Annotated in this window: 13 protein-coding genes; 7 read left to right on the top strand and 6 right to left on the bottom strand. The window is 67.5% G+C overall.

Annotation, left to right across the window (positions count from 1 at the left end; all coding sequences use genetic code 11):
- Window positions 1–33 precede the first annotated feature (33 nt).
- The 7 genes from G6N35_RS17905 (at window position 34) to G6N35_RS17935 (ending at window position 15,441) form a co-directional block, all read left to right on the top strand.
- A complete protein-coding gene (locus G6N35_RS17905) occupies window positions 34–1,434 on the top strand; it encodes a decaprenylphosphoryl-beta-D-ribose oxidase (RefSeq protein ID WP_163805463.1) in 1,401 nt (466 codons plus the stop codon).
- Between the two features lie 18 nt (window positions 1,435–1,452).
- Entirely contained in the window at window positions 1,453–2,232 is a 780-nt protein-coding gene (locus tag G6N35_RS17910) for a decaprenylphospho-beta-D-erythro-pentofuranosid-2-ulose 2-reductase (protein WP_163805464.1), read from the top strand.
- Between the two features lie 2 nt (window positions 2,233–2,234).
- Window positions 2,235–4,076: a galactan 5-O-arabinofuranosyltransferase gene (locus G6N35_RS17915; RefSeq protein ID WP_163805465.1), complete on the top strand. Its 1,842-nt coding sequence runs from the start codon at window positions 2,235–2,237 to the stop codon at window positions 4,074–4,076.
- Window positions 4,077–4,078: 2 nt separating this feature from the next.
- Entirely contained in the window at window positions 4,079–7,312 is a 3,234-nt protein-coding gene (locus G6N35_RS17920; protein ID WP_163805466.1) for an arabinosyltransferase domain-containing protein, read from the top strand.
- Between the two features lie 88 nt (window positions 7,313–7,400).
- Window positions 7,401–10,679 (top strand): arabinosyltransferase domain-containing protein, encoded by a 3,279-nt coding sequence (locus G6N35_RS17925; protein WP_163805467.1) that lies wholly within the window; start codon window positions 7,401–7,403, stop codon window positions 10,677–10,679.
- Complete coding sequence (locus G6N35_RS17930; RefSeq protein ID WP_163805468.1) at window positions 10,676–13,903, top strand: arabinosyltransferase domain-containing protein; 3,228 nt, start codon at window positions 10,676–10,678, stop codon at window positions 13,901–13,903. The genes G6N35_RS17925 and G6N35_RS17930 overlap by 4 nt, the downstream gene beginning before the upstream one ends.
- A 38-nt stretch (window positions 13,904–13,941) precedes the next feature.
- The gene (locus tag G6N35_RS17935; protein ID WP_163805469.1) at window positions 13,942–15,441 is read left to right on the top strand and encodes an APC family permease; all 1,500 of its coding nucleotides are present in this window, start codon (window positions 13,942–13,944) and stop codon (window positions 15,439–15,441) included.
- A 187-nt stretch (window positions 15,442–15,628) separates the two neighbouring features.
- On the opposite strand, the gene G6N35_RS17940 is transcribed toward G6N35_RS17935, so the two are convergent.
- The 6 genes from G6N35_RS17940 to G6N35_RS17965 form a co-directional block, all read right to left on the bottom strand.
- Complete coding sequence (locus tag G6N35_RS17940) at window positions 15,629–16,894, bottom strand: serine/threonine-protein kinase (RefSeq protein ID WP_163805470.1); 1,266 nt, start codon at window positions 16,892–16,894, stop codon at window positions 15,629–15,631.
- Window positions 16,895–16,903: 9 nt separating this feature from the next.
- The gene (locus G6N35_RS17945) at window positions 16,904–17,326 is read right to left on the bottom strand and encodes an RDD family protein (RefSeq protein WP_163805471.1); all 423 of its coding nucleotides are present in this window, start codon (window positions 17,324–17,326) and stop codon (window positions 16,904–16,906) included.
- Window positions 17,323–17,715: a hypothetical protein gene (locus tag G6N35_RS17950; protein ID WP_163805472.1), complete on the bottom strand. Its 393-nt coding sequence runs from the start codon at window positions 17,713–17,715 to the stop codon at window positions 17,323–17,325. The genes G6N35_RS17945 and G6N35_RS17950 overlap by 4 nt, the downstream gene beginning before the upstream one ends.
- 34 nt (window positions 17,716–17,749) lie before the next feature.
- Window positions 17,750–18,388: a porin MspA gene (locus G6N35_RS17955; protein WP_163805473.1), complete on the bottom strand. Its 639-nt coding sequence runs from the start codon at window positions 18,386–18,388 to the stop codon at window positions 17,750–17,752.
- A 238-nt stretch (window positions 18,389–18,626) separates the two neighbouring features.
- Entirely contained in the window at window positions 18,627–19,385 is a 759-nt protein-coding gene (locus G6N35_RS17960) for an SCO6745 family protein (protein WP_163805474.1), read from the bottom strand.
- A 40-nt stretch (window positions 19,386–19,425) separates the two neighbouring features.
- Window positions 19,426–21,309 (bottom strand): ArnT family glycosyltransferase, encoded by a 1,884-nt coding sequence (locus G6N35_RS17965; protein WP_407664630.1) that lies wholly within the window; start codon window positions 21,307–21,309, stop codon window positions 19,426–19,428.
- Window positions 21,310–21,328: the final 19 nt, after the last annotated feature.

Consider the following 21,328-nt stretch of genomic DNA (forward strand, 5'->3'; position numbering starts at 1 on the left):
CAGAGGCCTCGCACGGTAACCTGTGGCACTGATATGGCTACCGAACCTTCCTTGACACCGCGCTCCCTCACCGGGTTCGGCCGGACCGCGCCCACTGTTGCGCAGGTTCTGTCGACACCCGACGTCGAGGTCATCGCCGCAGCTGTCCGACAGGTGGCCGACGCCGATTCCTCCAGCCCAGCCCACCTGCGGCGGGGCATCCTGGCACGAGGTCTCGGGCGGTCCTACGGCGACCAGGCCTGCAACGGTGGCGGCATCGTCGTCGACATGACGCGGCTCAACCGCATTCACTCGCTCTCTTCCGAGACAGCTATCGCCGACGTCGACGCCGGAGTGAGCCTGGACCAGCTGATGAAGGCCGCGCTGCCGTTCGGCCTGTGGGTCCCAGTGCTCCCGGGTACCCGGCAAGTCACTGTCGGCGGAGCTATCGGTTCCGATATTCACGGTAAGAACCACCACAGCGCCGGCAGCTTCGGCAACCACGTATTGTCGCTGGACCTCCTGATGGCCGACGGCGATGTACGAACGCTGACCCCGGACGGCGAGAACGCCGACCTCTTCTGGGCGACCGTGGGTGGCAACGGCCTCACCGGCATTGTCGTTCGTGCCAGGATCGCGATGACGCGAACCGAGACCGCATACTTCATCGCCGATGGCGTGAGCACCGCGAATCTGGATGAGACCATCGCCGTGCACCTGGACGGCAGCGACGACAAGTACACCTACTCCAGCGCCTGGTTCGACCTGATCAGTCCCCCACCGAAATTGGGTCGCGCAGCGGTGAGCCGGGGAAGCTTGGCCCGGGTCGACCAACTGCCCAAGAAGCTCGCGAAGAACCCGTTGAAGTTCGACGCGCCGCAACTGTTGACTGTGCCCGACATCTTCCCGATCAGCGCGATGAACAAGCTGTCATTCAGCGCGATCGGCGAGGTCTACTACCGGCTGGGCGGCACTTATCAGGGCAAGATCATGAACTTGTCGCAGTTCTACCACATGCTTGACCTGGTCAGCGGCTGGAACAACGCCTATGGGCCAGCGGGTTTCGCGCAACATCAGTTCCTCGTGCCCCCAGACGCCCTCGATGAGTTCAAGAACATCATCCGGTGGATCCAGACCAGCGGCCACTACTCGGCACTCAACGTCTTCAAACTGTTCGGGCCCGGCAACAGGGCGCCCCTGAGCTTTCCGATGGCGGGCTGGAACGTGGCGATGGACTTCCCGATGAAAGCCGGGGTCAACGAGTTCCTCAACGAACTTGACCGCCTTGCAATGGAATTCGGCGGCCGAGTTTATACGGCCAAGGACTCGCGCGTCAGCGCGGAGAACTTCCACAAGATGTATCCGCGTATTGATGAGTGGATTGCAGTGCGCCGCAAGGCCGATCCAAATGGCGTGTTCGCCTCCGACATGGCCCGACGTCTAGAACTTCTGTAGAAAGGCACCGCGCCAAAAATGATCGACGCCACCGGCAACCCGCAAACCATCCTGCTGCTGGGCGGTACCTCCGAGATCGGCCTGGCCATCTGCGAGCGTTACCTGCGCAACGCGAAAGCCCGTATCATCCTGGCCGATCTGCCGAACGCGCCCAAGCGGGAGGCGGCGATCGCCCAACTCGAGGCGGCCGGCGCCAAATCCGTCGAGTACCTCGACTTCGATGCGCTGGACACCAAGAGCCATCCGGATGTCATCGAAAAGGCTTGGGCGGCAGGAGATGTCGACGTCGCGATTGTCGCTTTCGGCATCCTCGGGGACGCCGAGGAGCTGTGGCAGAACCAGTCCAAGGCCGTACTGAGCGCCCAGATCAACTACACCGCAGCGGTATCGGTCGGGGTGCTGATCGGCCAGAAGATGAAGGCCCAGGGCTTCGGCCAGATCATCGCCATGAGCTCGGTCGCCGGTGAGCGGGTGCGCCGGTCCAACTTCGTCTACGGCTCCACCAAGGCTGGCCTGGACGGTTTCTACCTCGGTCTCGGAGAAGCGCTGCAGGAGTTCGGTGTTCACGTCCTGGTGATCCGGCCCGGCCAGGTCCGCACCACCACCACGCTCGAACACTGGAAGGCCACCGGTGCCAAAGAGGCGCCGTTCACGGTGGACGCCGAAGACGTCGCCGAACTGGCGGTGACGTCGGCCGCCAAGGGCAAGTCGCTGGTGTGGGCCCCCGGCCAGGTGCGGGTGCTGATGTCGGTGCTGCGGCACATCCCGCGCCCGATCTTCCGCAAGCTGCCGCTCTGAACATGCGCAAAGCCCTGGCCACCGTCGGCCATCTGGCTCTGGCAGCTGCCATCGCGGTGGTGGTCTCGGCGGTCGCGCTGTATGCGATATCCACCGTCGAGTGGCCCGCCTTCCCCTCGTCCAACCAGCTACACGCCCTGACCACCGTCGGACAGGTCGGCGCTCTGGTCCTGCTGCTGGCTACCGGCGTCGTCTGGCGCCGCGGATATGCCTGGCTGGCGCGTATCGCGGCCGCGGTGATCCTCGCGGCGTTCACCGTCGTGACCCTCGGCATGCCACTGGGCGCCACCAAGCTCTATCTGTTCGGGATCTCGGTGGACCAGCAGTTCCGCACCGAGTACCTCACCCGGCTCACCGAAAGCCCCGCGCTGCACGACATGACCTACTCGGGGCTGCCGCCGTTCTACCCGCCGGGGTGGTTCTGGCTGGGCGGGCGGGCCGCGGCGCTCACCGGCACCCCGGCCTGGGAGATGTTCAAACCCTGGGCCATCACCTCGATCGCGGTGGCCGTGGTGCTGGCAATGGTGCTGTGGTCGAGCCTGATCCGGTTCGAGTACGCCCTGGTCGTGACGACCGCCACCGCGGCGGTGACGCTCGCCTACAGCTCACCGGAGCCGTATGCCGCGATGATCACCGTGCTGATCCCGCCGGTGCTGGTGCTGGCGTGGTCGGGGCTCAGGGGCAAGACCAGAGGGGGCGGGTGGGCGGCCGTCATCGGCGTCGGCGTCTTCCTCGGCGTCGCCGCCACCTTCTACACCCTGCTGCTGGGCTACACAGCGTTCACTGTCGTGGTCATGGCCCTGGTCGTGGCAGTCGCCCGCCGGAGCGTCGAACCGCTGCTGCGGCTGGCCGTGGCCGGTGCGATCGCCGGCGCCATCGCAATGCTCACTTGGCTGCCGTTCCTGCTGCGGGCAGCCAAGGGCCCGATGAGCGACACCGGCAGCGCCCAGCACTACCTGCCCGCCGACGGCGCGGTCCTGACCTTCCCGATGCTGCAGTTCTCGCTGTTGGGCGCGCTGTGCATGCTGGGCACGCTATGGCTGGTCTGGCGCGCACGATCGTCGACAAGGGCCGCCGCTCTGGGCATCGGGGTGCTGTCGCTGTATGCCTGGTCGCTGTTGTCGATGCTGACCACGCTGGTCGGGACGACGCTGCTGTCGTTCCGGCTGCAGCCCACCCTGACCGTGCTGCTCTCGGCGGCCGGTGCATTCGGCTTCATCGAGGTCGCCCTCGCGCTGGCCGCCCGCACCAGCCGCAAGACTATTCCGGTGGCCGCGGCGATCGGGCTGATCGGCGCCATCGGCTTCAGCCAGGACATCCCCGACGTACTGCGCCCCGACCTGGCCGTCGCCTACACCGACACCGACGGCAACGGCCAGCGCGGCGACCGCCGCCCACCCGGCGCCGAGAAGTACTACCCCCAGGTCGACGAGGCGATCCAACAGGTCACCGGCCGCCCACGCGAACAGACCGTGGTGCTCACGGCCGACTACAGCTTCCTGTCCTACTACCCGTACTACGGGTTCCAGGGCCTGACCTCGCACTACGCCAACCCTCTCGCCGAGTTCGACAAACGCGCGGCCGCCATCGAATCGTGGGCGAAGTTCAAGAGCCCCGACCAGCTGGCCAAAGCTCTCGACGCGCTGCCGTGGACACCGCCGACGGTGTTCCTGATGCGTCGCGGCGCGAACGACACCTACACCCTGCGACTGGCTCAGGACGTCTACCCCAACCAGCCCAATGTCCGCCGCTACACCGTCGAATTCGGTGCCGATCTGTTCACCGGCCCGCAGTTCACCGTCAAGGACATCGGACCGTTCATCCTGGCCATCAGGAATCCGTAGCGATGGGTGCGCCGGACCGGCAATTACCATCTAGCTCCGTGGAACAGACGCGGGCGAAGTATCGAACCGCGCGCCTCGTTGCCGTCATCGCCGGACTGCTGGGCGCCCTGCTGGCGATCCTCACCCCGTTGTTGCCGGTCAAGCAGACCACCGCTGCGCTCAACTGGCCGCAGAACGGCGTCCTGGACAGCGTCACCGCACCGCTGATCAGCTATGTCGCTACCGACCTGAACATCGAGGTGCCCTGCCAGGCAGCGGCCGGCCTGCAGGGTCCGGGCCGGACCGTGCTGTTGTCCACCGTGCCCAAGCAGGCCCCCAAGGCCGTCGACCGCGGGCTGCTGATCCAGCGCGCCAACGACAGCCTGGTGGTCGTCGTGCGCAACACCCCGGTGTTGGTGGCACCGTTGTCCCAGGTGCTCAGCCCGGCCTGCCAGAAGCTGACCTTCACCGCCCACGCCGACAAGGTGACCGCAGAGTTCGTCGGCCTCACGAAGGCCGCCGACAGCGACGACCCGGGCGCGCCACTCAAGGGTGAGCGCGGCGGCTACGACTTCCGGCCGCAGATCGTCGGCGTCTTCACCGACCTGTCCGGCGCCGCCCCGCCGGGTCTGCGCCTCTCGGCCACCATCGACACCCGCTACAGCAGCGCCCCGACCGCACTGAAGATGGCGGCGATGATCCTCGGTCTGCTGTTGACCGTCGTCGCGCTGGTTGCGCTGCACATCCTGGACACCGCCGACGGGATGCGGCACCGGAGGTTCCTACCCCCGCGATGGTGGTCGGTACGCCCGCTGGACGGCCTGGTCATCGCGGTCCTGGTGTGGTGGCACTTCGTCGGCGCCAACACCTCCGACGACGGCTACATCCTGACCATGGCCCGGGTCTCCGAGCACGCCGGGTACATGGCCAACTACTACCGCTGGTTCGGCACCCCCGAGGCACCGTTCGGCTGGTACTACGACCTGCTTGCGCTATGGGCGCACGTGTCGACGGCCAGCGTCTGGATGCGGCTGCCGACCCTGGTGATGGCGCTGGCGTGCTGGTGGATCATCAGCCGCGAAGTGATCCCCCGACTGGGCCACGCCGTCAAGACCACCCGGGCGGCGTCGTGGACCGCGGCCGGCCTGTTCCTGGCGTTCTGGCTGCCGCTGAACAACGGCCTGCGCCCCGAGCCGATCATCGCGATCGGCATCCTGCTGACCTGGATCTGTGTCGAGCGCGGGGTCGCCACCAGCCGTCTGCTTCCGGTCGCCTTCGCCTGCATCGTCGGCGCGCTGACCCTGTTCTCCGGACCGACGGGCATCGCCTCGATCGGCGCGCTGCTGGTGGCCATCGGCCCGCTCCGCACGATCCTGCACCGCCGCTCCCGGCAGTTTGGGCTACTACCGCTGCTCGCGCCCATCCTGGCTGCCGCGACGGTGACGATCATCCTCATCTTCCGCGACCAGACCCTGGTCGGCGAGGTGCAGGCCAACATGCTCAAGTCCGCCGTCGGCCCGAGCCTGAGCTGGTTCGACGAGCACATCCGCTACGAGCGGCTGTTCATGGCCAGCCCGGACGGGTCGGTCGCGCGCCGGTTCGCCGTCCTGGCACTGCTGGTCGCCCTGGCGGTGTCGGTGGCGATGATGCTGCGCCGCGGCCACATCCCGGGCACCGCCGCCGGACCCAGCCGGCGGATCATCGGGATCACGATCATCTCGTTCCTGGCGATGATGTTCACCCCGACCAAGTGGACCCATCATTTCGGCGTGTTCGCCGGGCTGGCCGGTTCGCTGGGCGCGCTGGCCGCCGTCGCGGTGACCGCGCACGTGCTGCGCTCCAGACGTAACCGCGCGGTGTTCGCCGCAGCAGTGCTGTTCGTGGCGGCGCTGTCGTTCGCCAGCGTCAACGGCTGGTGGTACGTCTCCAACTTCGGGGTGCCGTGGTCGAATCAGTTCCCCGAGTGGCACTTCGGCTTCACCACCATGCTGCTCGGCCTGAGCGTGCTGGCCCTGCTGTTGGCGGCCTGGTTCCACTTCTCTGGACGGGACAACCGGGAGCCTGGCCCGCGGCGCTGGTGGTCGGGCATCGTCGGCTCGCCGCTGGCGATCGTGGCCTGGCTGCTGGTGATCTTCGAGGTGCTGTCCCTGACCCTCGGGATGACCGAGCAGTGGCCGGCATGGTCGGTGGGACGCTCGAACCTGCAGGCACTCACCGGCAAGACGTGCGGGCTGGCCGACGACGTGCTGGTCGAACTCGACCCGAACGCCGGCATGCTCACGCCGATCGGCGTCCCCGTGGGCGACGGCCTGGGTGCCACGACTGAGGGCTTCACCCCCGGCGGGGTGCCCGCCGACGTGTCGGCCGACCCGGTGATGGAACCGCCGGGCGGTGGCAGCCTCGGTGACACCGACGGTGTCGTCACCAGCAGCGAGGCCGGCACCGAGGGCGGCATCACCGCCGCCGGCGGGGTCAACGGCTCGCGGGCCCGGCTGCCCTACGGCCTGGACCCCACCCGTACCCCGGTGCTGGGCAGCTGGCGGGCAGGCGTCCAACAGCCGGCCAAGCTGCGCTCGGCGTGGTACCGGCTGCCGGACGGCTGGCAGTCGTCACCGCTGCTGGTGGTCTCGGCGGCGGGCCGCTTCGACCAGGACGAGGTCCAGGTGCAATGGGCCACCGACGCCGGCGCGGCCGCCAACAAGCCCGGCGGTGCCCTCGGTTTCGCCGATATCGGTGCCGCACCGGCCTGGCGCAACCTGCGCGCCCCGCTGGCCGCCATCCCGCGCAACGCCACCCAGATCCGGATCATCGCCTCCGACGACGACCTCGCACCACAGCATTGGATCGCGGTGACCCCGCCCCGCATCCCCAAGCTGCGCACGCTGCAGGAGGTCGTCGGCTCGCAGGATCCGGTGCTGCTGGACTGGCTGGTCGGTCTGGCTTTCCCCTGCCAGCGGCCGTTCGGCCACCAGAACGGGGTGATCGAGCCGCCCAAGTGGCGGATCCTGCCCGACCGCTTCGGCGCCGAGGCCAATTCGCCGGTGATGGACAACATCGGCGGCGGCCCGCTCGGCATCAGCGAACTGCTCTACCGCGCAGTGACGGTGCCCACGTATCTCAAGGACGACTGGTTCCGCGACTGGGGCGCCCTGCAGCGGCTCAACCCGTTCTATCCCGCCGCCCAGCCGGCGCGATTGGACCTGGGTACCGCCACCCGCAGCGGGTGGTGGAGCCCGGCGCCGCTGCGCCCGACATAGTCCGCAAGGCTGCGATCCAGTCTCAAATCGCCAGCACGCCCGCAGGCCTTCGGAGTCTGCCAAGCTGCGTCGCCTACCATCGAGCCTCGTGCCCAGCGACAGTTCCGACTCCGCCCGGATCGCGAAGCTCGTCGCCGTCGTCGCCGGCGTTCTCGGGATTCTGCTGTGCGGCCTGACCCCACTGCTGCCCGTCACCCAGACCACCGCGGCCATCCAGTGGCCGCAGGCGCCCGCAGCCGACGGCAACGTCAGCGACATCACCGCACCACTGGTTTCCGGGGCGCCGCAGTCGATCGATGTCTCGATCCCGTGCCAGGCGATCGCGTCGCTTCCCGCCCAGGGCGGCCTGGTGTTCTCCACCATCCCCCCGGCCGGTATCGACGCCAGTCGTAACGGTCTGTTCGTGCGGGCCAACGCCGACACCGTCGTCGTCGCCTTCCGCGACACGGTGGCCGCCGTGGCGCCGCGTACCGCCATCGCCACCCCGGCGTGCCGCAGCCTGCACCTGTGGGGCGGCCCGGTCGGGGCAGGAGCGGACTTCGTCGGGATTCCTGGTGCGACGGGCACCCTGTCGCCGGAGAAGAAGCCGCAGATCGCCGGGATCTTCACCGACCTGAAGGTGCCGCCGCAGCCGGGACTGTCAGCCCGCATCGACATCGACACCCGGTTCATCACCGAACCGACGTCGCTCAAGCTCGCGGTGATGACGCTGGGCATCCTGTGCGTGGTGGCGTCCCTCGCCGCGCTGTGGGTGCTCGACGCCCGCTCGGGGCGCAAGGTCGCCGGTGCGTGGCGGCGGTTCTGGCGGGTCGGCTGGGCGACCTGGCTGGCCGACATCGCCGTGCTCGGCACCCTGCTGCTCTGGCATGTCATCGGCGCCATCTCCTCGGATGACGGCTACAACCTGACCATCGCCCGGGTGTCCGGCGACGCCGGCTACACCGCCAACTACTACCGCTTCTTCGGAACCACCGAAGCACCGTTCGACTGGTACCAATCGGTGCTCGCGCACCTGGCTTCGGTGAGCACCGCCGGTATCTGGATGCGGCTGCCCGCCACGCTGGCCGGCCTGGGCACCTGGCTGATCCTGAGCCGCTGGGTGCTGCCGCGGCTGGGCCGGCGGCTGTCTCTGGACCGGGTCGCGGTGTGGACGGCCGGCGCGGTATTCCTGGCCGCCTGGCTGCCGTTCAACAACGGCCTCCGTCCCGAGCCGCTGATCGCCTTCGGCACGCTGGCGGCTTGGGCGCTGGTGGAGAACGCGATCGCCACCCGCCGGCTGGTTCCGGCGGCGATCGCCGTCCTGGTGGCCGTGTTCAGCGTGACGCTGGCGCCGCAGGGTCTGATCGCCCTCGCGCCGCTGCTGGTGGGTTCCCGCGCGGTGTTCGGGGTGATCGGCACCCGCCGCCGGACCGACGGTGTGCTGGCCCCGGTGGCCGCCTTGGCCGCCTTGGCCGCGGCCCTGTCGACGATCTTCGTGGTGGTGTTCCGCGACCAGACCCTGGCGACGGTCGCCGAATCGGCCCGCATCAAGTACGTGGTGGGCCCGACGATCGCCTGGTACCAGGATTTCCTGCGGTACTACTTCCTGACCGTCGAAGACAATGTCGAGAGCTCGCTGACTCGCCGGTTCGCCGTGCTGGTGATGCTGCTCTGCCTGTTCGGCCTGCTGGCCGTGCTGCTGCGGCGCGGCAGCGTACCGGGTGTGGCCAATGGGCCGGTGTGGCGGCTGGTCGGCAGCACCGCGATCGGCCTGCTGCTGCTGACCTTCACCCCGACCAAGTGGGCGGTGCAGTTCGGTGCGTTCGCCGGGTTAGCTGGTGCGCTCGGCGGGGTGGCGGCGTTCGCGTTCGCGCGGGTTGGCTTGCACAGCCGACGCAATCTCGCCCTGTGGGTCACCGCTCTGCTGTTCGTCCTGGCGTGGGCCACCTCGGGTATCAACGGCTGGTTCTATGTGGGCAACTACGGGGTGCCCTGGTTCGACCGGCAACCGGTGGTCGCCCACCAGCCGGTGACGAGCATGTTCCTCGGCCTGGCCGTGGTGACCGGCCTGCTGGCCGGCTGGCTGCACTTCCGGATGGACTACGCCGGGCACACCGAGGTCAAGAACACCCGCCGCAACCGGGTGCTGGCGTCCACCCCGCTGCTGATCGTCGCGATCATCATGGTGCTGCTCGAGGTCGGCTCCATGACCAAGGCCTTCGTCCAGCGCTACCCGGTGTACACCACCGCCAAGGCCAACGTCTCCGCGCTGAGCTCCGGACTGTCCAAGAACAGCTGCGCCATGGCCGATGACGTGCTGGTCGAGCCGGACCCCAATGCCGGTATGCTGCAACCGGTTCCGGGCCAGAAGTGGGGCGAGTACGGGCCGCTGGGCGGAGAGAACCCGGTTGGCTTCACCCCCAACGGGATCAGCGACACCCTTGAGCCCGCAACGCCGTTCGTCGCCAACCCCGGCACGGTGAACTCCGACGGCTCCCCCAACAAACCCAACGTCGGTATCGCCTACGCGGCGGGCACCGGCGGCGGTTACGGCCCGGTCGGTGTGAACGGCTCACGCGTGTTCCTGCCGTTCGGCCTGGATCCGAAGACCACTCCAGTGATGGGCTCCTACAAGGAGAACACCGTGGCCGCCAAGGCCACCTCGGCGTGGTACCAGCTGCCGCCCCGCACCCCGGACCGTCCGCTGGTGACCATCGCCGCGGCGGGTGCCATCTGGTTCTACGACGAAGAGGGCCAGTTCAACTACGGCCAGTCGCTGAAGTTGCAGTGGGGTGTGCACCGGCCCGACGGCAGCTTCCAGGCGCTGAACTCCGTGCAGCCCATCGACGTCATCGCCCAAAAGGCTTGGCGCAACCTGCGTTTCCCCCTGGCGTGGGCGCCGGCGGAGGCCAACGTGGCGCGCATCGTGGCCGATGACCCGAACCTCAGCGATGACCAGTGGTTCGGCTTCACTCCGCCGCGGGTGCCGGTACTGCAGACCGCACAACAGTTCCTCGGTTCGCAGACCCCGATCCTGATGGACATCGCCACCGCCGCGAACTTCCCATGCCAGCGGCCGTTCTCCGAACACCTCGGTGTCGCCGAGCTACCCGAGTACCGGATCCTGCCCAACCTGAAACAGGTTGTGGTGTCGTCGAATATGTGGCAGTCCGCCCGCGCCGGTGGCCCGTTCCTGTTCATCCAGGCCCTGCTGACCACGGCGACGATCCCGACCTATCTGCGTAACGACTGGTACCGCGACTGGGGTGCCCTGGAGCGCTACATCCGCCTGGTGCCCGCCGACCAGGCCCCGAACGCGGTGATCGACCAGGGTTCGGTGAAGGTGTTCGGCTGGAGCCGTAACGGACCGATCAGGGCACTCCCATGACACAGACTCTTGCTGCCAACGCACGCGACGCGGCCCACGACGTGAAGGTCACCCGATGGGTTGCCACGATCGCAGGGCTGATCGGCTTCGTCCTGTCGGTGCTGACGCCCCTGCTGCCGGTGGTGCAGACCACCGCGACGCTGAACTGGCCGCAGGGAGCCGCGACATCGGGCACAGGCGGCCAGCTCAGCAATGTCACCGCCCCGCTGATCTCGCAGGCGCCGGTGTCGCTGTCGGCCACCATCCCGTGCGACGTGATCGACACGATGCCCGCCCAGGGCGGGCTGGTGTTGGGCCTGGCACCGCAAAAAGGCAAACAGGCAGCGCTGAATTCGCTGTTCGTCAACGTCAGCGCGCAGCGGGTCGACATCACCGACCGCAACGTGGTGATCGCCAGCGTGCCGCGTTCGAAGATCGGCGGATGCTCGCGGATCGAGATCACCTCCGATGAGTCCGGCACGTTCGCGACGTTTGTGGGATTGACCGATCCCACGACCGGTAAGGAGATGCGCAGCGGGTTCCCGGACCCGAACCTGCGGCCCGCGATCGTCGGGGTGTTCACCGACCTGACCGGACCGGCGCCGGCAGGCCTGAACTTCTCGGCCACCATCGACACCCGGTTCTCCAGCAAGCCCACCGCACTCAAGCTGGCCGCGATGCTGCTGGCGATTGCCGCGACCGCTGTGGCGCTGACCGCGCTGTGGCGCCTGGACCGGCTCGACGGCCACCGCATGCACGCCGTGATCCCGCAGCGCTGGCGCACCTTCACCGCGGTCGACGCCACCGTGGTGACCGGGTTCCTGGTGTGGCATGTCATCGGCGCCAACTCCTCGGACGACGGCTACATCCTCGGCATGGCCCGGGTGGCCGACCACGCCGGCTACATGTCGAACTACTTCCGCTGGTTCGGCAGCCCGGAAGATCCGTTCGGCTGGTTCTACAACGTGCTGGCCCTGATGACCCACGTCAGCGACGCCAGCATCTGGATGCGGCTGCCGGATCTGATCTGCGCGCTGGTGTGCTGGTTGCTGCTGTCGCGGGAAGTGTTGCCCCGCTTGGGCCCGGCCGTCGAGGCCAGCAGGCCCGCGCTGTGGGCGGCCGGCCTGGTCCTGATGGCGGCGTGGATGCCGTTCAACAACGGCCTGCGCCCCGAAGGCCAGATCGCCACCGGGGCGCTGATCACCTACGTACTCATCGAACGCGCCATCATCTCCGGCCGGCTGACACCGTTCGCGCTGGCGATCATCAGTGCCGCGTTCACCCTCGGCATCCAGCCCACCGGACTGATCGCGGTGGCCGCCCTGATCGCCGGTGGCCGCCCGATCTTGCGCATCCTGGTCCGCCGCCGCGGGATCGTCGGCACCTGGCCGCTGATCGCCCCGCTGCTGGCCGCGGGCACGATCGTGCTGGTCGTGGTGTTCGCCGACCAGACGCTGGCAACGGTGTTGGAAGCCACCAGGATTCGCACCGCTATCGGACCCAGCCAGGCCTGGTACACCGAGAACCTGCGCTACTACTACCTGATCCTGCCGACCGTCGACGGTTCACTGTCCCGGCGGTTCGGCTTCCTGATCACCGCACTGTCGCTGTTCACGTCGATGTTCATCATGTTGCGGCGCAAGCGGGTTGCGGGCGTGGCCCGCGGTCCGGCCTGGCGACTGATGGGCGTCATCTTCGCGACGATGTTCTTCCTGATGTTCACCCCGACCAAGTGGGTGCACCACTTCGGGCTGTTCGCGGCGGTGGGCGCGGCGATGGCCGCGCTGGCCACCGTGCTGGTGTCGCCGAAGGTGTTGCGCTGGTCGCGCAATCGGATGACCGTCGTCACCGCGGTGCTGTTCGTGCTGGCACTGTGCTTCGCGACCACCAACGGCTGGTGGTACGTCTCCAGCTATGGCGTTCCGTTCAACAACGCGATGCCGCGCATCGCCGGGATCACCGTCAGCACCATCTTCTTCTTCCTGTTCGCGGTGTCGGCGCTCTACACCCTGCTGCTGCATTTCAGTTCGCGAGACCGCGGTGAGGGCCGGCTGGCGCGGGCCGTCACCGCGGCTCCCATCCCGCTGGCCGCCGGTCTCATGGTGGTGGTGTTCGTCGGCTCGATGACCGCCGGCATCGTGCGCCAGTACCCCACCTACTCCAACGCGTGGGCCAACCTGCGGTCGTTCTCCGGCGGCTGCGGACTGGCCGACGATGTGCTCGTCGAACCCGACCCCAATGCTGGCTTCCTGAGCCCGCTGCCGGGCGACTACGGACCGCTGGGCCCGCTGGGCGGCACCAAACCGGTCGGCTTCACACCGAACGGCGTACCGGATCACATTGTGGCCGAGGCGATCCGGATGACCAATCCGCAGCCCGGCACCGACTACGACTGGGACCAGCCGATCAAGCTGAGCGCGCCCGGCGTCAACGGATCAACGGTGCCGCTGCCCTACGGCCTCGACCCCGCGCGGGTCGCCCTGGCCGGTAGCTACGCCGAGGGACCGCAGCAGGAGGCCACGCTGAACTCGGCGTGGTACACCCTGCCCCCCAACGACGGTGGACATCCGCTCGTGGTGGTCACCGCCGCGGGCACCCTCGCCGGCCGTAGTGTGCTCAACGGGTTCACCGACGGCCAGACCGTGGAGCTCGAGTACGCCAGGCTCGGGCCCGACGGTGCGCCGGTGCCCGAAGGCCGGGTGGTGCCTTACGATCTCGGCCCCGCCCCGTCGTGGCGCAACCTGCGATTCGCCCGCTCAGAGATGCCGACCGACGCCACCGTGGTGCGCATCGTCGCCCAAGACCGCTCGCTGTCGCAGGGCGATTGGATCGCTGTCACCCCGCCGCGGGTGCCGGAGTTGCGCTCGGTTCAGGAGTACCTGGGATCCACCCAGCCGGTTCTGATGGACTGGGCGGTGGGCCTGGCGTTCCCGTGCCAGCAGCCGATGCTGCACGCCAACGGCGTCACCGAGGTGCCGAAGTTCCGCATCACGCCGGATTACACCGCCAAGAAGCAGGACACCGACACCTGGGAGGACGGCCGCAACGGCGGCCTGCTGGGCATCAGTGATCTGCTGCTCCGGCAGAGCGTGATGGCGACCTACCTGTCCCACGACTGGGGCCGGGACTGGGGTTCGCTGCGCAAGTTCGACACGATCGTCGACGCCGAACCGGCCCAGATCGAACTGGGCACCGCCACCCACAGCGGGCTGTGGAAGCCGGGACGGATCCGGATCAAGGCGTAGCGGCCTCCGCCGCCTGACCGCGGTGACACAATCCGGAGATGGCTGACGACGCGGTGAGCATCGACCCTTTGATGCACGGCCTTCGTTCCAAGGGCCTCAAGAAGGGATCGGTCTCATTGGTCGGGGCGGTGGCGATCGGTTTGGCCGCCACCGCACCCGCCTACTCCCTGACCGGCGCGCTGGGCCACGGTGCCGCCGAGTCCGGCTACCAGCTGCCCATCGTGTTCATCATCGCGGTGATCCCGATGTACTTCGTGGCCCTGGCCTACAAGCACCTCACCGACGCGGCACCGGATGCGGGCACGGTGTTCACCTGGGGGTCCAAGGCCATCGCCCCGCACATCGGCTGGATCGGTGGGTACGCACTGATTCTGTCCAGCATCCTGGCCGGTGTGGGCGCGGCCGGAATCCTGGTCAACGCCACCGCGGTGGTGCTGGGTCTGGCTGAACCGCCAACCTGGTTCAACGTGTTGGTCGCGGCGGTGTTCATCCTGGCCACGACCTGGCTGGTGGCGCGCGGCGCCGAGGAATCCTCCCGAACCACGTTGATCCTGACCATCGTGCAGTACGGCGGCCTGGCACTGTTCGCGGTGATCATGATCATCGCGGCCGTGCGCGGGCAGCAGAATCCGACGGCCGAACCGTTCTCGCTCGAATGGTTCAACCCGTTCGCGATCCAGAGCCCGGGGGCACTGCTCGGCGGCTTCCTGGTCGCCATCTTCATCTTCTGGGGTTTCGATGCCTCGCTGGCGATGTCGGAAGAGACCGCCGGAACCCCCGAGCAGGCGGGCCGCAGCGGTGTCACGGCGATCATCATCACCGTGGTCACCTACGTCATATTCAGCGTTGCCGCACTGGCTTTCGCCGGTATCGACGAGAACAGCCCGACCAGTCTGACGAATGCGACCAACATCGACGACGTCTTCACTACGCTGGCCGGAGAAGCGATCGGAACCCGGGGTGCGGTGATCGCGGCACTTATCGTCGGTATCTCGGCGTTCTCGGCGACGATGTCGACGGTCATGCCGACGGCGCGCGGTGTGTTGTCGATGGCGACGTACAAGGCGCTGCCGAACCGGTTCGCCTCCGTCGACCAGGTGAGTCAGACCCCGAAGTTCGCCACCTGGGTGATCGGGCTGACCAGTCTCGCTATCTACGGCGGTCTGACCCTGGTGAGTGAGAGCATCGTCGAAGACTCGGTCTACAGCGTGGGGATCGCGATCATGGCCTATTACTCGGTGGTCGCGGTGTCCTCGGTGGTGTACTTCTGGCGCACAGCATTCCAGTCGGTGAAAACCGCACTGGAACAAGTGATCCTGCCCGGCATCGGGGCGTTGATCCTGATACCGGTAGGCATCGTCGAGGCCTACCACATGATCGATCCGGAGTACGGTTCCGGCGGATCCGTCGCCGGTATCGGCACGGTGTTCGTCGTCGGTGTGCTCAGCTTGGCGTTCGGGGTGGTGCTGATGATCCTGTGGAACATCAAGGCGCCGGCCTTCTTCCGGGGTCAGACGCTACGGAGAGAGCGGACCTGATGCCGGCGATACCCGCGTGCCCGCCCACCCGGCATGCCTGGTGGTACATGGCAACTAGTGTCAAAGGCATTGATAAATAGTCGTTTTGACGTCATTGTCGAACACCTACCAATGGGTCCAGCCGATGCAGGCCGGCGACGGCCACGGCTGGGGTTTCTGGTTCCTGGGCCAGTGGATTCCGTTCTGATCAATGACCCTGCGGATCGCTGAGCAACTTTTCCGGTTGCAGTGACCACACCGTGGCCGGTGCCCCCGGCGAGGCGTGCGCGCAATAGGCAGGCGCGCCCGTCTCGCTGACGGCCGCCGCGCCCAGCACCGCACAGTTGGCGCCGATCACCACGATCGGCAGGTCCATCCGACCCGATGTGGCAGGCGGTGGCGCCGACACCGTCGTGGCCGCGCTGTCGACGTCCCGGTGATTGAACAGGCTGAGCCCAGCGGCAGCACCGCCGATGACGACGGACACCCCCAGGATGGCCGGGACCAGCAGCCGTCGTCGGGACCGGCTCGACTCCGGTCTGGCGTGCCGGGCGCGCGAGGCACCCGCCTTCTGCGCTCCACCCGTCGCCGGGGACAACGCGGTTGCCAGGACCGCACCGCACTCGGACTCGGCGGCTCCCAGACCGCGGCGCAGGTCGCGGGCGAAATCGACGCACCGGGCGTAACGGGCGCCGGAATCCTTGGCCAGCGCCTTGGCGAACACCGGCCCCAGGCCGGCCAGTTCCGGGCGCTTGGACCCGATGGCCGGCGGATCCGAACTGAGGTGCTGACTGATCACGATCGCCGGGTTGGTGTGCTGGAACGGCGGCATCCCGGTCAGCAGGTGATAGGCGGTGGCGGCCAGTGCGTACTGGTCGGCGTGGCCATCGATCTCCTCACCCTTGAGCTGTTCCGGCGCGGCGTAAGCGACCGTCCCGACGGTCATGTTGGTGCCGGTCAGATTGCTCGACTGGCCCATCCACCGGGCAATACCGAAGTCCGCCAAAGCAATTCGTGAGTCACCGGACTCCGGGTGGCCGAGCAGGATGTTGGCCGGCTTGACGTCGCGGTGCAGTAGTCCGCGACTGTGGGCGTAGTCGAGTGCTTCGGCCACCGCGGTGACGACCCGCGCCACCTCGTCGGGTGGCATGCCATACGGATAGCGGTCGGCGAGCAGATGCGAGGCATCGGTCCCGTCGATGAACTCCATCGCGATCCACAGCTTGTCGTCGAACTCACCGCGGTCGTAGATGGTGACGATGTGCGGATGCGAGAGCGTGGCGACCATATCGGCCTCGAGATTGAACCGTTGCCGGTACTCCTCGTCGCGGCTGACCGCCGAGCCCAGCACCTTCAGCGCATCGCGGCGCGGCAGCCGGGGATGCTGGACCAGGTAGACCTCACCCATCCCACCGGCGCCCAGGGTCCGCAAGATGGTGTAACCAGCAACAATCTGGCCGTCCGCTAACGGCATTGGGGCATCCTACTGACTCGGACGGTCATACACGACGCGGCTGCCCAGCACGATGTCCTGGACCGAACGGCGGCCGCGGTCCACAGCCACCCACAGCAGCCCGATCGGGAACAGCACGCAGGCAACCGCCCGCAGCACCGCGACCGGCAGCGTCAGCAGCTCGGCGCCCCGGCCAACCACGCGCACACCCAGCAGCACCGCGCCGACCGTACGCCCGGACAGCGTCCAACAGACGGTCAGGTACAGCACCGACACCCCGATCGTCACCGCACTGGAGAAGATGAGATTCGGGGCCGGGAACCGGAACGACGTCGGGCGCAGGATCAGTGTGGTCAGCGCCAGCCCCAGATAGAGCAGCCCCATCGTCACGACCACCACCACGATGTCCACCAAGGCCGCCAGACCGCGCGAGACGATGCCCGCGTTGGTCACAGCGACTCTCGCGGTTCGGAGCTGCGGCCCAGCATCCGGTCGACGAAGCCGGACACGACGTCGTCGGCTCGGGCGGTCTGAGTGCGCACGTCGGTCATCACCTCGGCGGTGACGGTTCCGGTGGATTCACGGATGATCGCCGGCAGGTCGACGCCGTCGATGATCTGGTCGGCCAGCCCGATCAGATCGATGCGGGCGATGATGGCGTCGATGTCGACATCGGCCACGATGGCGTCGATGTCGACGCGTTCACGGACCAGTGCGGTGAGGTCGATCTGATCGAGCACCAGCTCGGTGATCCTGGTGACCGCCGCAACGGAAAGGCGGGTGGCTTCGACACGTGTGGTGCGAAGCCACCCACCGATCAGGGGCAGTTGTTCCCAGGGCACCCCGGCATCGTAGCCAGCTGCCACGCAGGTGGGTTCAGTTCATGTTCCAGGGTTCGCCGTAGGTGGTGACGGAGTCACCGGCCTTGGAGATCAGGCGGGCGAACGGACGCAGCAGCACACCGCCGGCCGCACCGGTCACGGTGCCGTGGGCGTTGGCCACCGCGACGGCGCCGCCTGCGCCCGAGACATCCACCGAGAAGGTGGCCACTTCCTGGATACCGGGGCCGTTGCCCAGGTCAGCGCTGATCGACACACCCGGGAACAGGTTCGGGGTGATGATCGAGCCCAGCGGGTTGAAGCCCGTCGGGGACAGGTTCACGTCGTCGAGCAGGATGTTGGGGGTGGTGTAGCTGAAGTTGATGCCCACACCCAGCGACCACGGGAAGCCGACCTGGTAACCCAGCTCCAAGGTGCCCCCGAACTCGTCGGCACCGGGGCCCACAACGCTGTAGACAGCCTTGCCGGAGTGGAACCACTCACGGGTCAGCCGGTTGCGGTCCAGGGGGAACACGCCGTCCAGGAAGGTGTCCCACTGCTGAACCGTCAACGTACGGCCACCACCGTCGACCAGACTCAGCTGATTGTCCAGCCCCGCATTCGAGGTGCCTGCCCCCACGAACAATCCCGCTATCGCGGCGATCATCGCAACCAGCAGCCGGCCAATTACCTTCATGGTCTCCCTTGTCGTCGAACGTTCCCTGGCAGTTTCCTGTGCAAATAGGTATCCGGAGGGTGCCACATGAGCAATTGCTTCGCCACCCCTTGCCCCGGTACCAGCTCGACGAACGACGGCTTCAGGCAACGCCATTCATCATGCCTCAACTGCGACTATATGCACTTGGCAAACACCGAATCGCGCTCTGAATTCGTTGCGGCGCGGGCCCTGAACCCAAGAATCGCGACGAGCTGATCTAGCTGTTCCCAGCATTCTTCAAGGTTTTGAGGGCCTCGGTGCTCAGCTGCGCGAGCTCGTCTGCCTCGCCGGGTGTCAGGGCCGCACCGACGATCTCGGCCATCCGGCGGTTGGTGAGGTTCTCGACCTCGGCGTAGCGGTCCTTCTTCGAGGCTTCGACATCGGCGTAGGGCGGCTGCCATCCCATGAACGCGGCGTAGTCCGGGCCCTTGTTGAGCAGGTGCGCCTCGACCGGGGTGATGCCTGAGATCGTCAATGCGTTGAAGTGCACGGCGGCTCGCAACTCGCGCAGGATGAACATCACCTGGAAGGCCCGCCCCGCGGGATCGTCGGCCAGCGGCATCGCACGCCAGCCGGCGTACAACGGCAGACCGGGTTCCGGCGCCGCGGCGATCACCTTCTCGCCCAACTCCGCAAGCCGGTCCAGACCCTGGACTGCGCTCAGGTGCTCCCGGCCGTACTCGGCTGCCTGCTCCCAATACAGCTGCGCACTGTCCGGAGCGTCGCGGACGGCCACACCAGCCTGCCAGCAGGCGCGGACGACGTTCGGCTCGAACACCGCGAAGACGGCGTTGACGGTGGTGTCGGTGGCGCGGCCGAGCACCCCACCCCGACCGGCGAAGTAGGCGGCGAACGGATCCGGGTAGCCGGCGGCCAGACTCTTCTGCATCGTCTCCGGGCTGAGCATGAAGATGCTGACGGCTTCGCCGATCGCCGCTCCTGCGGTGCGGACGGCGTCGGTATCGGTATGCGTCATGACTGGAGTGTAGGGACGTTGTGCCGTTGCCAGGGCCGGGTTAGGCCGACTTCGGTGGGGCCGTCAGGTCGTAGACGGTGGCCGACCCGACAGCCTTGGGGGCAAAGTTGGCGGCGACCCACGCCGTGATGTCGGCGTGCTGGTTGCCATGACCGGGTCCCTGCCGGTTTCCCGGGGAGACGACGTAGTAGCCGATCTCATGATCAGCGACGTCAGACTGGAACTGGGTGAGCGACGGAACGGGGTCGCTACCGCCGAATCCACCGATCGCCATCACCGAGGTGTTGGTGGCCAATTCCAGTGCGGCAGCTGCCGATGAGCCATTGACGGCCGCCGACCACTTCGTGTTGGTGCCCGCCAGGAGACGGTCGAGCTGGGTGTTGGACTCCTGGCCCGAGCCATCCGGCCGATCAGCACCATCGTGAGCCCGCTGAACGGGACCGACCTGGGCCATCCCACCGGTGTGCGGTACCGCAATGGTCGCGAAAGCATAACCGGCCGAGCCCATTCCCCCGGCGAGGACACCGACGGCCAGTGCCGCGGCGGCGAGTCCGCTGCGGTTCGTGCTCAACGCCACCAGTAGGGTGACGACCCCGGCGACCCCGACCGCCAGCACGACCCAACGCACGGCCGCCGCCCAGTGCTGATTGCCGTCCAGCAGCCACCAGCTCCAGAGCACGGTCAACAGAACACTCGCCGCCACACTGATCCGGCCGCGGAGTCGGTCGCGGGTGCGCCACATCTCGCACCCACCGATGGCGGCGAGCGCGGCCACCGCGGGCACCACCGACAGGCAGTAGTACGGGTGCACCATCCCCTTCATATAGCTCAGGACGAGTCCGTCGACCAGCAGCCAGCCACCGAACAGCACCACCCCGCCGCGGACCAGGTCGGTCCGCGGAGCACGCGCGCGCACCACCAGGACGTACACCAGACCGAGCAGCGCCGCCGGAAGCAGCCAGCTCATCTCGAGGCCGAACTCACCGCTGAAAAGCCTTGTGATACCAGCATTCTGGTGACCGAAGTCAGCAGGAGGTCCGGCGTGAGCGTCGGTAGCACCCGTATGGTTGCGGCCCAGGATCCGCGCCAGGCCGTTGTACCCGATCACCAGGTTCATGAAGTTGTTGTCCGTCGAGCCGGCCAGATAGGGCCGAGACGACGCCGGCCACACCAGTGTCAGTGCGACGAACCAACCCGCAGAGAGCAGGCAGGAGGCCATCGCGGCCGCCAGATGTGCCAGCCGGCGCCGCACCGACGTCGGCGCCACCAGCAGATAGACAACGCCTATCGCCGGGGCCACCATCAGGCCCTCCAACATCTTGGCCAGGAATGCGAACCCCAGGGCAGACCCGGCCAGCGTCATCCACGTGCCGCTCCCGCGTTCGAGAGCCCGCACCGTGCAGTAAGCGGCGGCCATCATCAGCAGGACCATCACCGCATCCGGGTTGTTGTAGCGGAACATCAACGCCACCACAGGGGTCAACGCGAACGCCGTGCCGGCCACGAAACCTGCACCGGTTCCGGCGATCCGGCGGACTGCGCCGTACAGCAGGGCGACCGCACCCACCGCCATCAGCGCTTCGGGTACCAGCATGCTGGCGCTGCTGAATCCGAAGGTCTGCCCGGACAGGCCCATCACCCATTGCGATACCGGCGGCTTGTCGACGGTGATGAAGTTCCCCGGATCGACCGAGCCGAACAACAGTGCTTCCCAGTTCTTGGAACCGGCCTGCGCGGCGCCGGCGTAGAACGCATTGCCCATGCCGTTGATGGTGATGTTCCACAGATACGTGCAGGCGGTGGCAATCAGCAAGGCAGCTAGGCCGATGCGTCGCCATGCGGTGCGCGACAACCCGAGCCGGCGAGGTTCCGCCGTCTCGGCGGGGGTGTGGAGGTGGTGAAGAATTGCGGTCACAGAGTCTATTTCGACAGCCGAACACGTG

The sequence above is a fragment of the Mycolicibacterium anyangense genome, assembly GCF_010731855.1.
GTDB lineage: Bacteria > Actinomycetota > Actinomycetes > Mycobacteriales > Mycobacteriaceae > Mycobacterium > Mycobacterium anyangense.

Coding starts and splice junctions, on each gene's coding strand:
- G6N35_RS17905 (WP_163805463.1), top strand. CDS start 34: ATGGCTACCGAACCTTCCTTGACACCGCGCTCCCTCACCGGGTTCGGC.
- G6N35_RS17910 (WP_163805464.1), top strand. CDS start 1,453: ATGATCGACGCCACCGGCAACCCGCAAACCATCCTGCTGCTGGGCGGT.
- G6N35_RS17915 (WP_163805465.1), top strand. CDS start 2,235: ATGCGCAAAGCCCTGGCCACCGTCGGCCATCTGGCTCTGGCAGCTGCC.
- G6N35_RS17920 (WP_163805466.1), top strand. CDS start 4,079: ATGGGTGCGCCGGACCGGCAATTACCATCTAGCTCCGTGGAACAGACG.
- G6N35_RS17930 (WP_163805468.1), top strand. CDS start 10,676: ATGACACAGACTCTTGCTGCCAACGCACGCGACGCGGCCCACGACGTG.
- G6N35_RS17935 (WP_163805469.1), top strand. CDS start 13,942: ATGGCTGACGACGCGGTGAGCATCGACCCTTTGATGCACGGCCTTCGT.
- G6N35_RS17940 (WP_163805470.1), bottom strand. CDS start 16,894: ATGCCGTTAGCGGACGGCCAGATTGTTGCTGGTTACACCATCTTGCGG.
- G6N35_RS17955 (WP_163805473.1), bottom strand. CDS start 18,388: ATGAAGGTAATTGGCCGGCTGCTGGTTGCGATGATCGCCGCGATAGCG.
- G6N35_RS17960 (WP_163805474.1), bottom strand. CDS start 19,385: ATGACGCATACCGATACCGACGCCGTCCGCACCGCAGGAGCGGCGATC.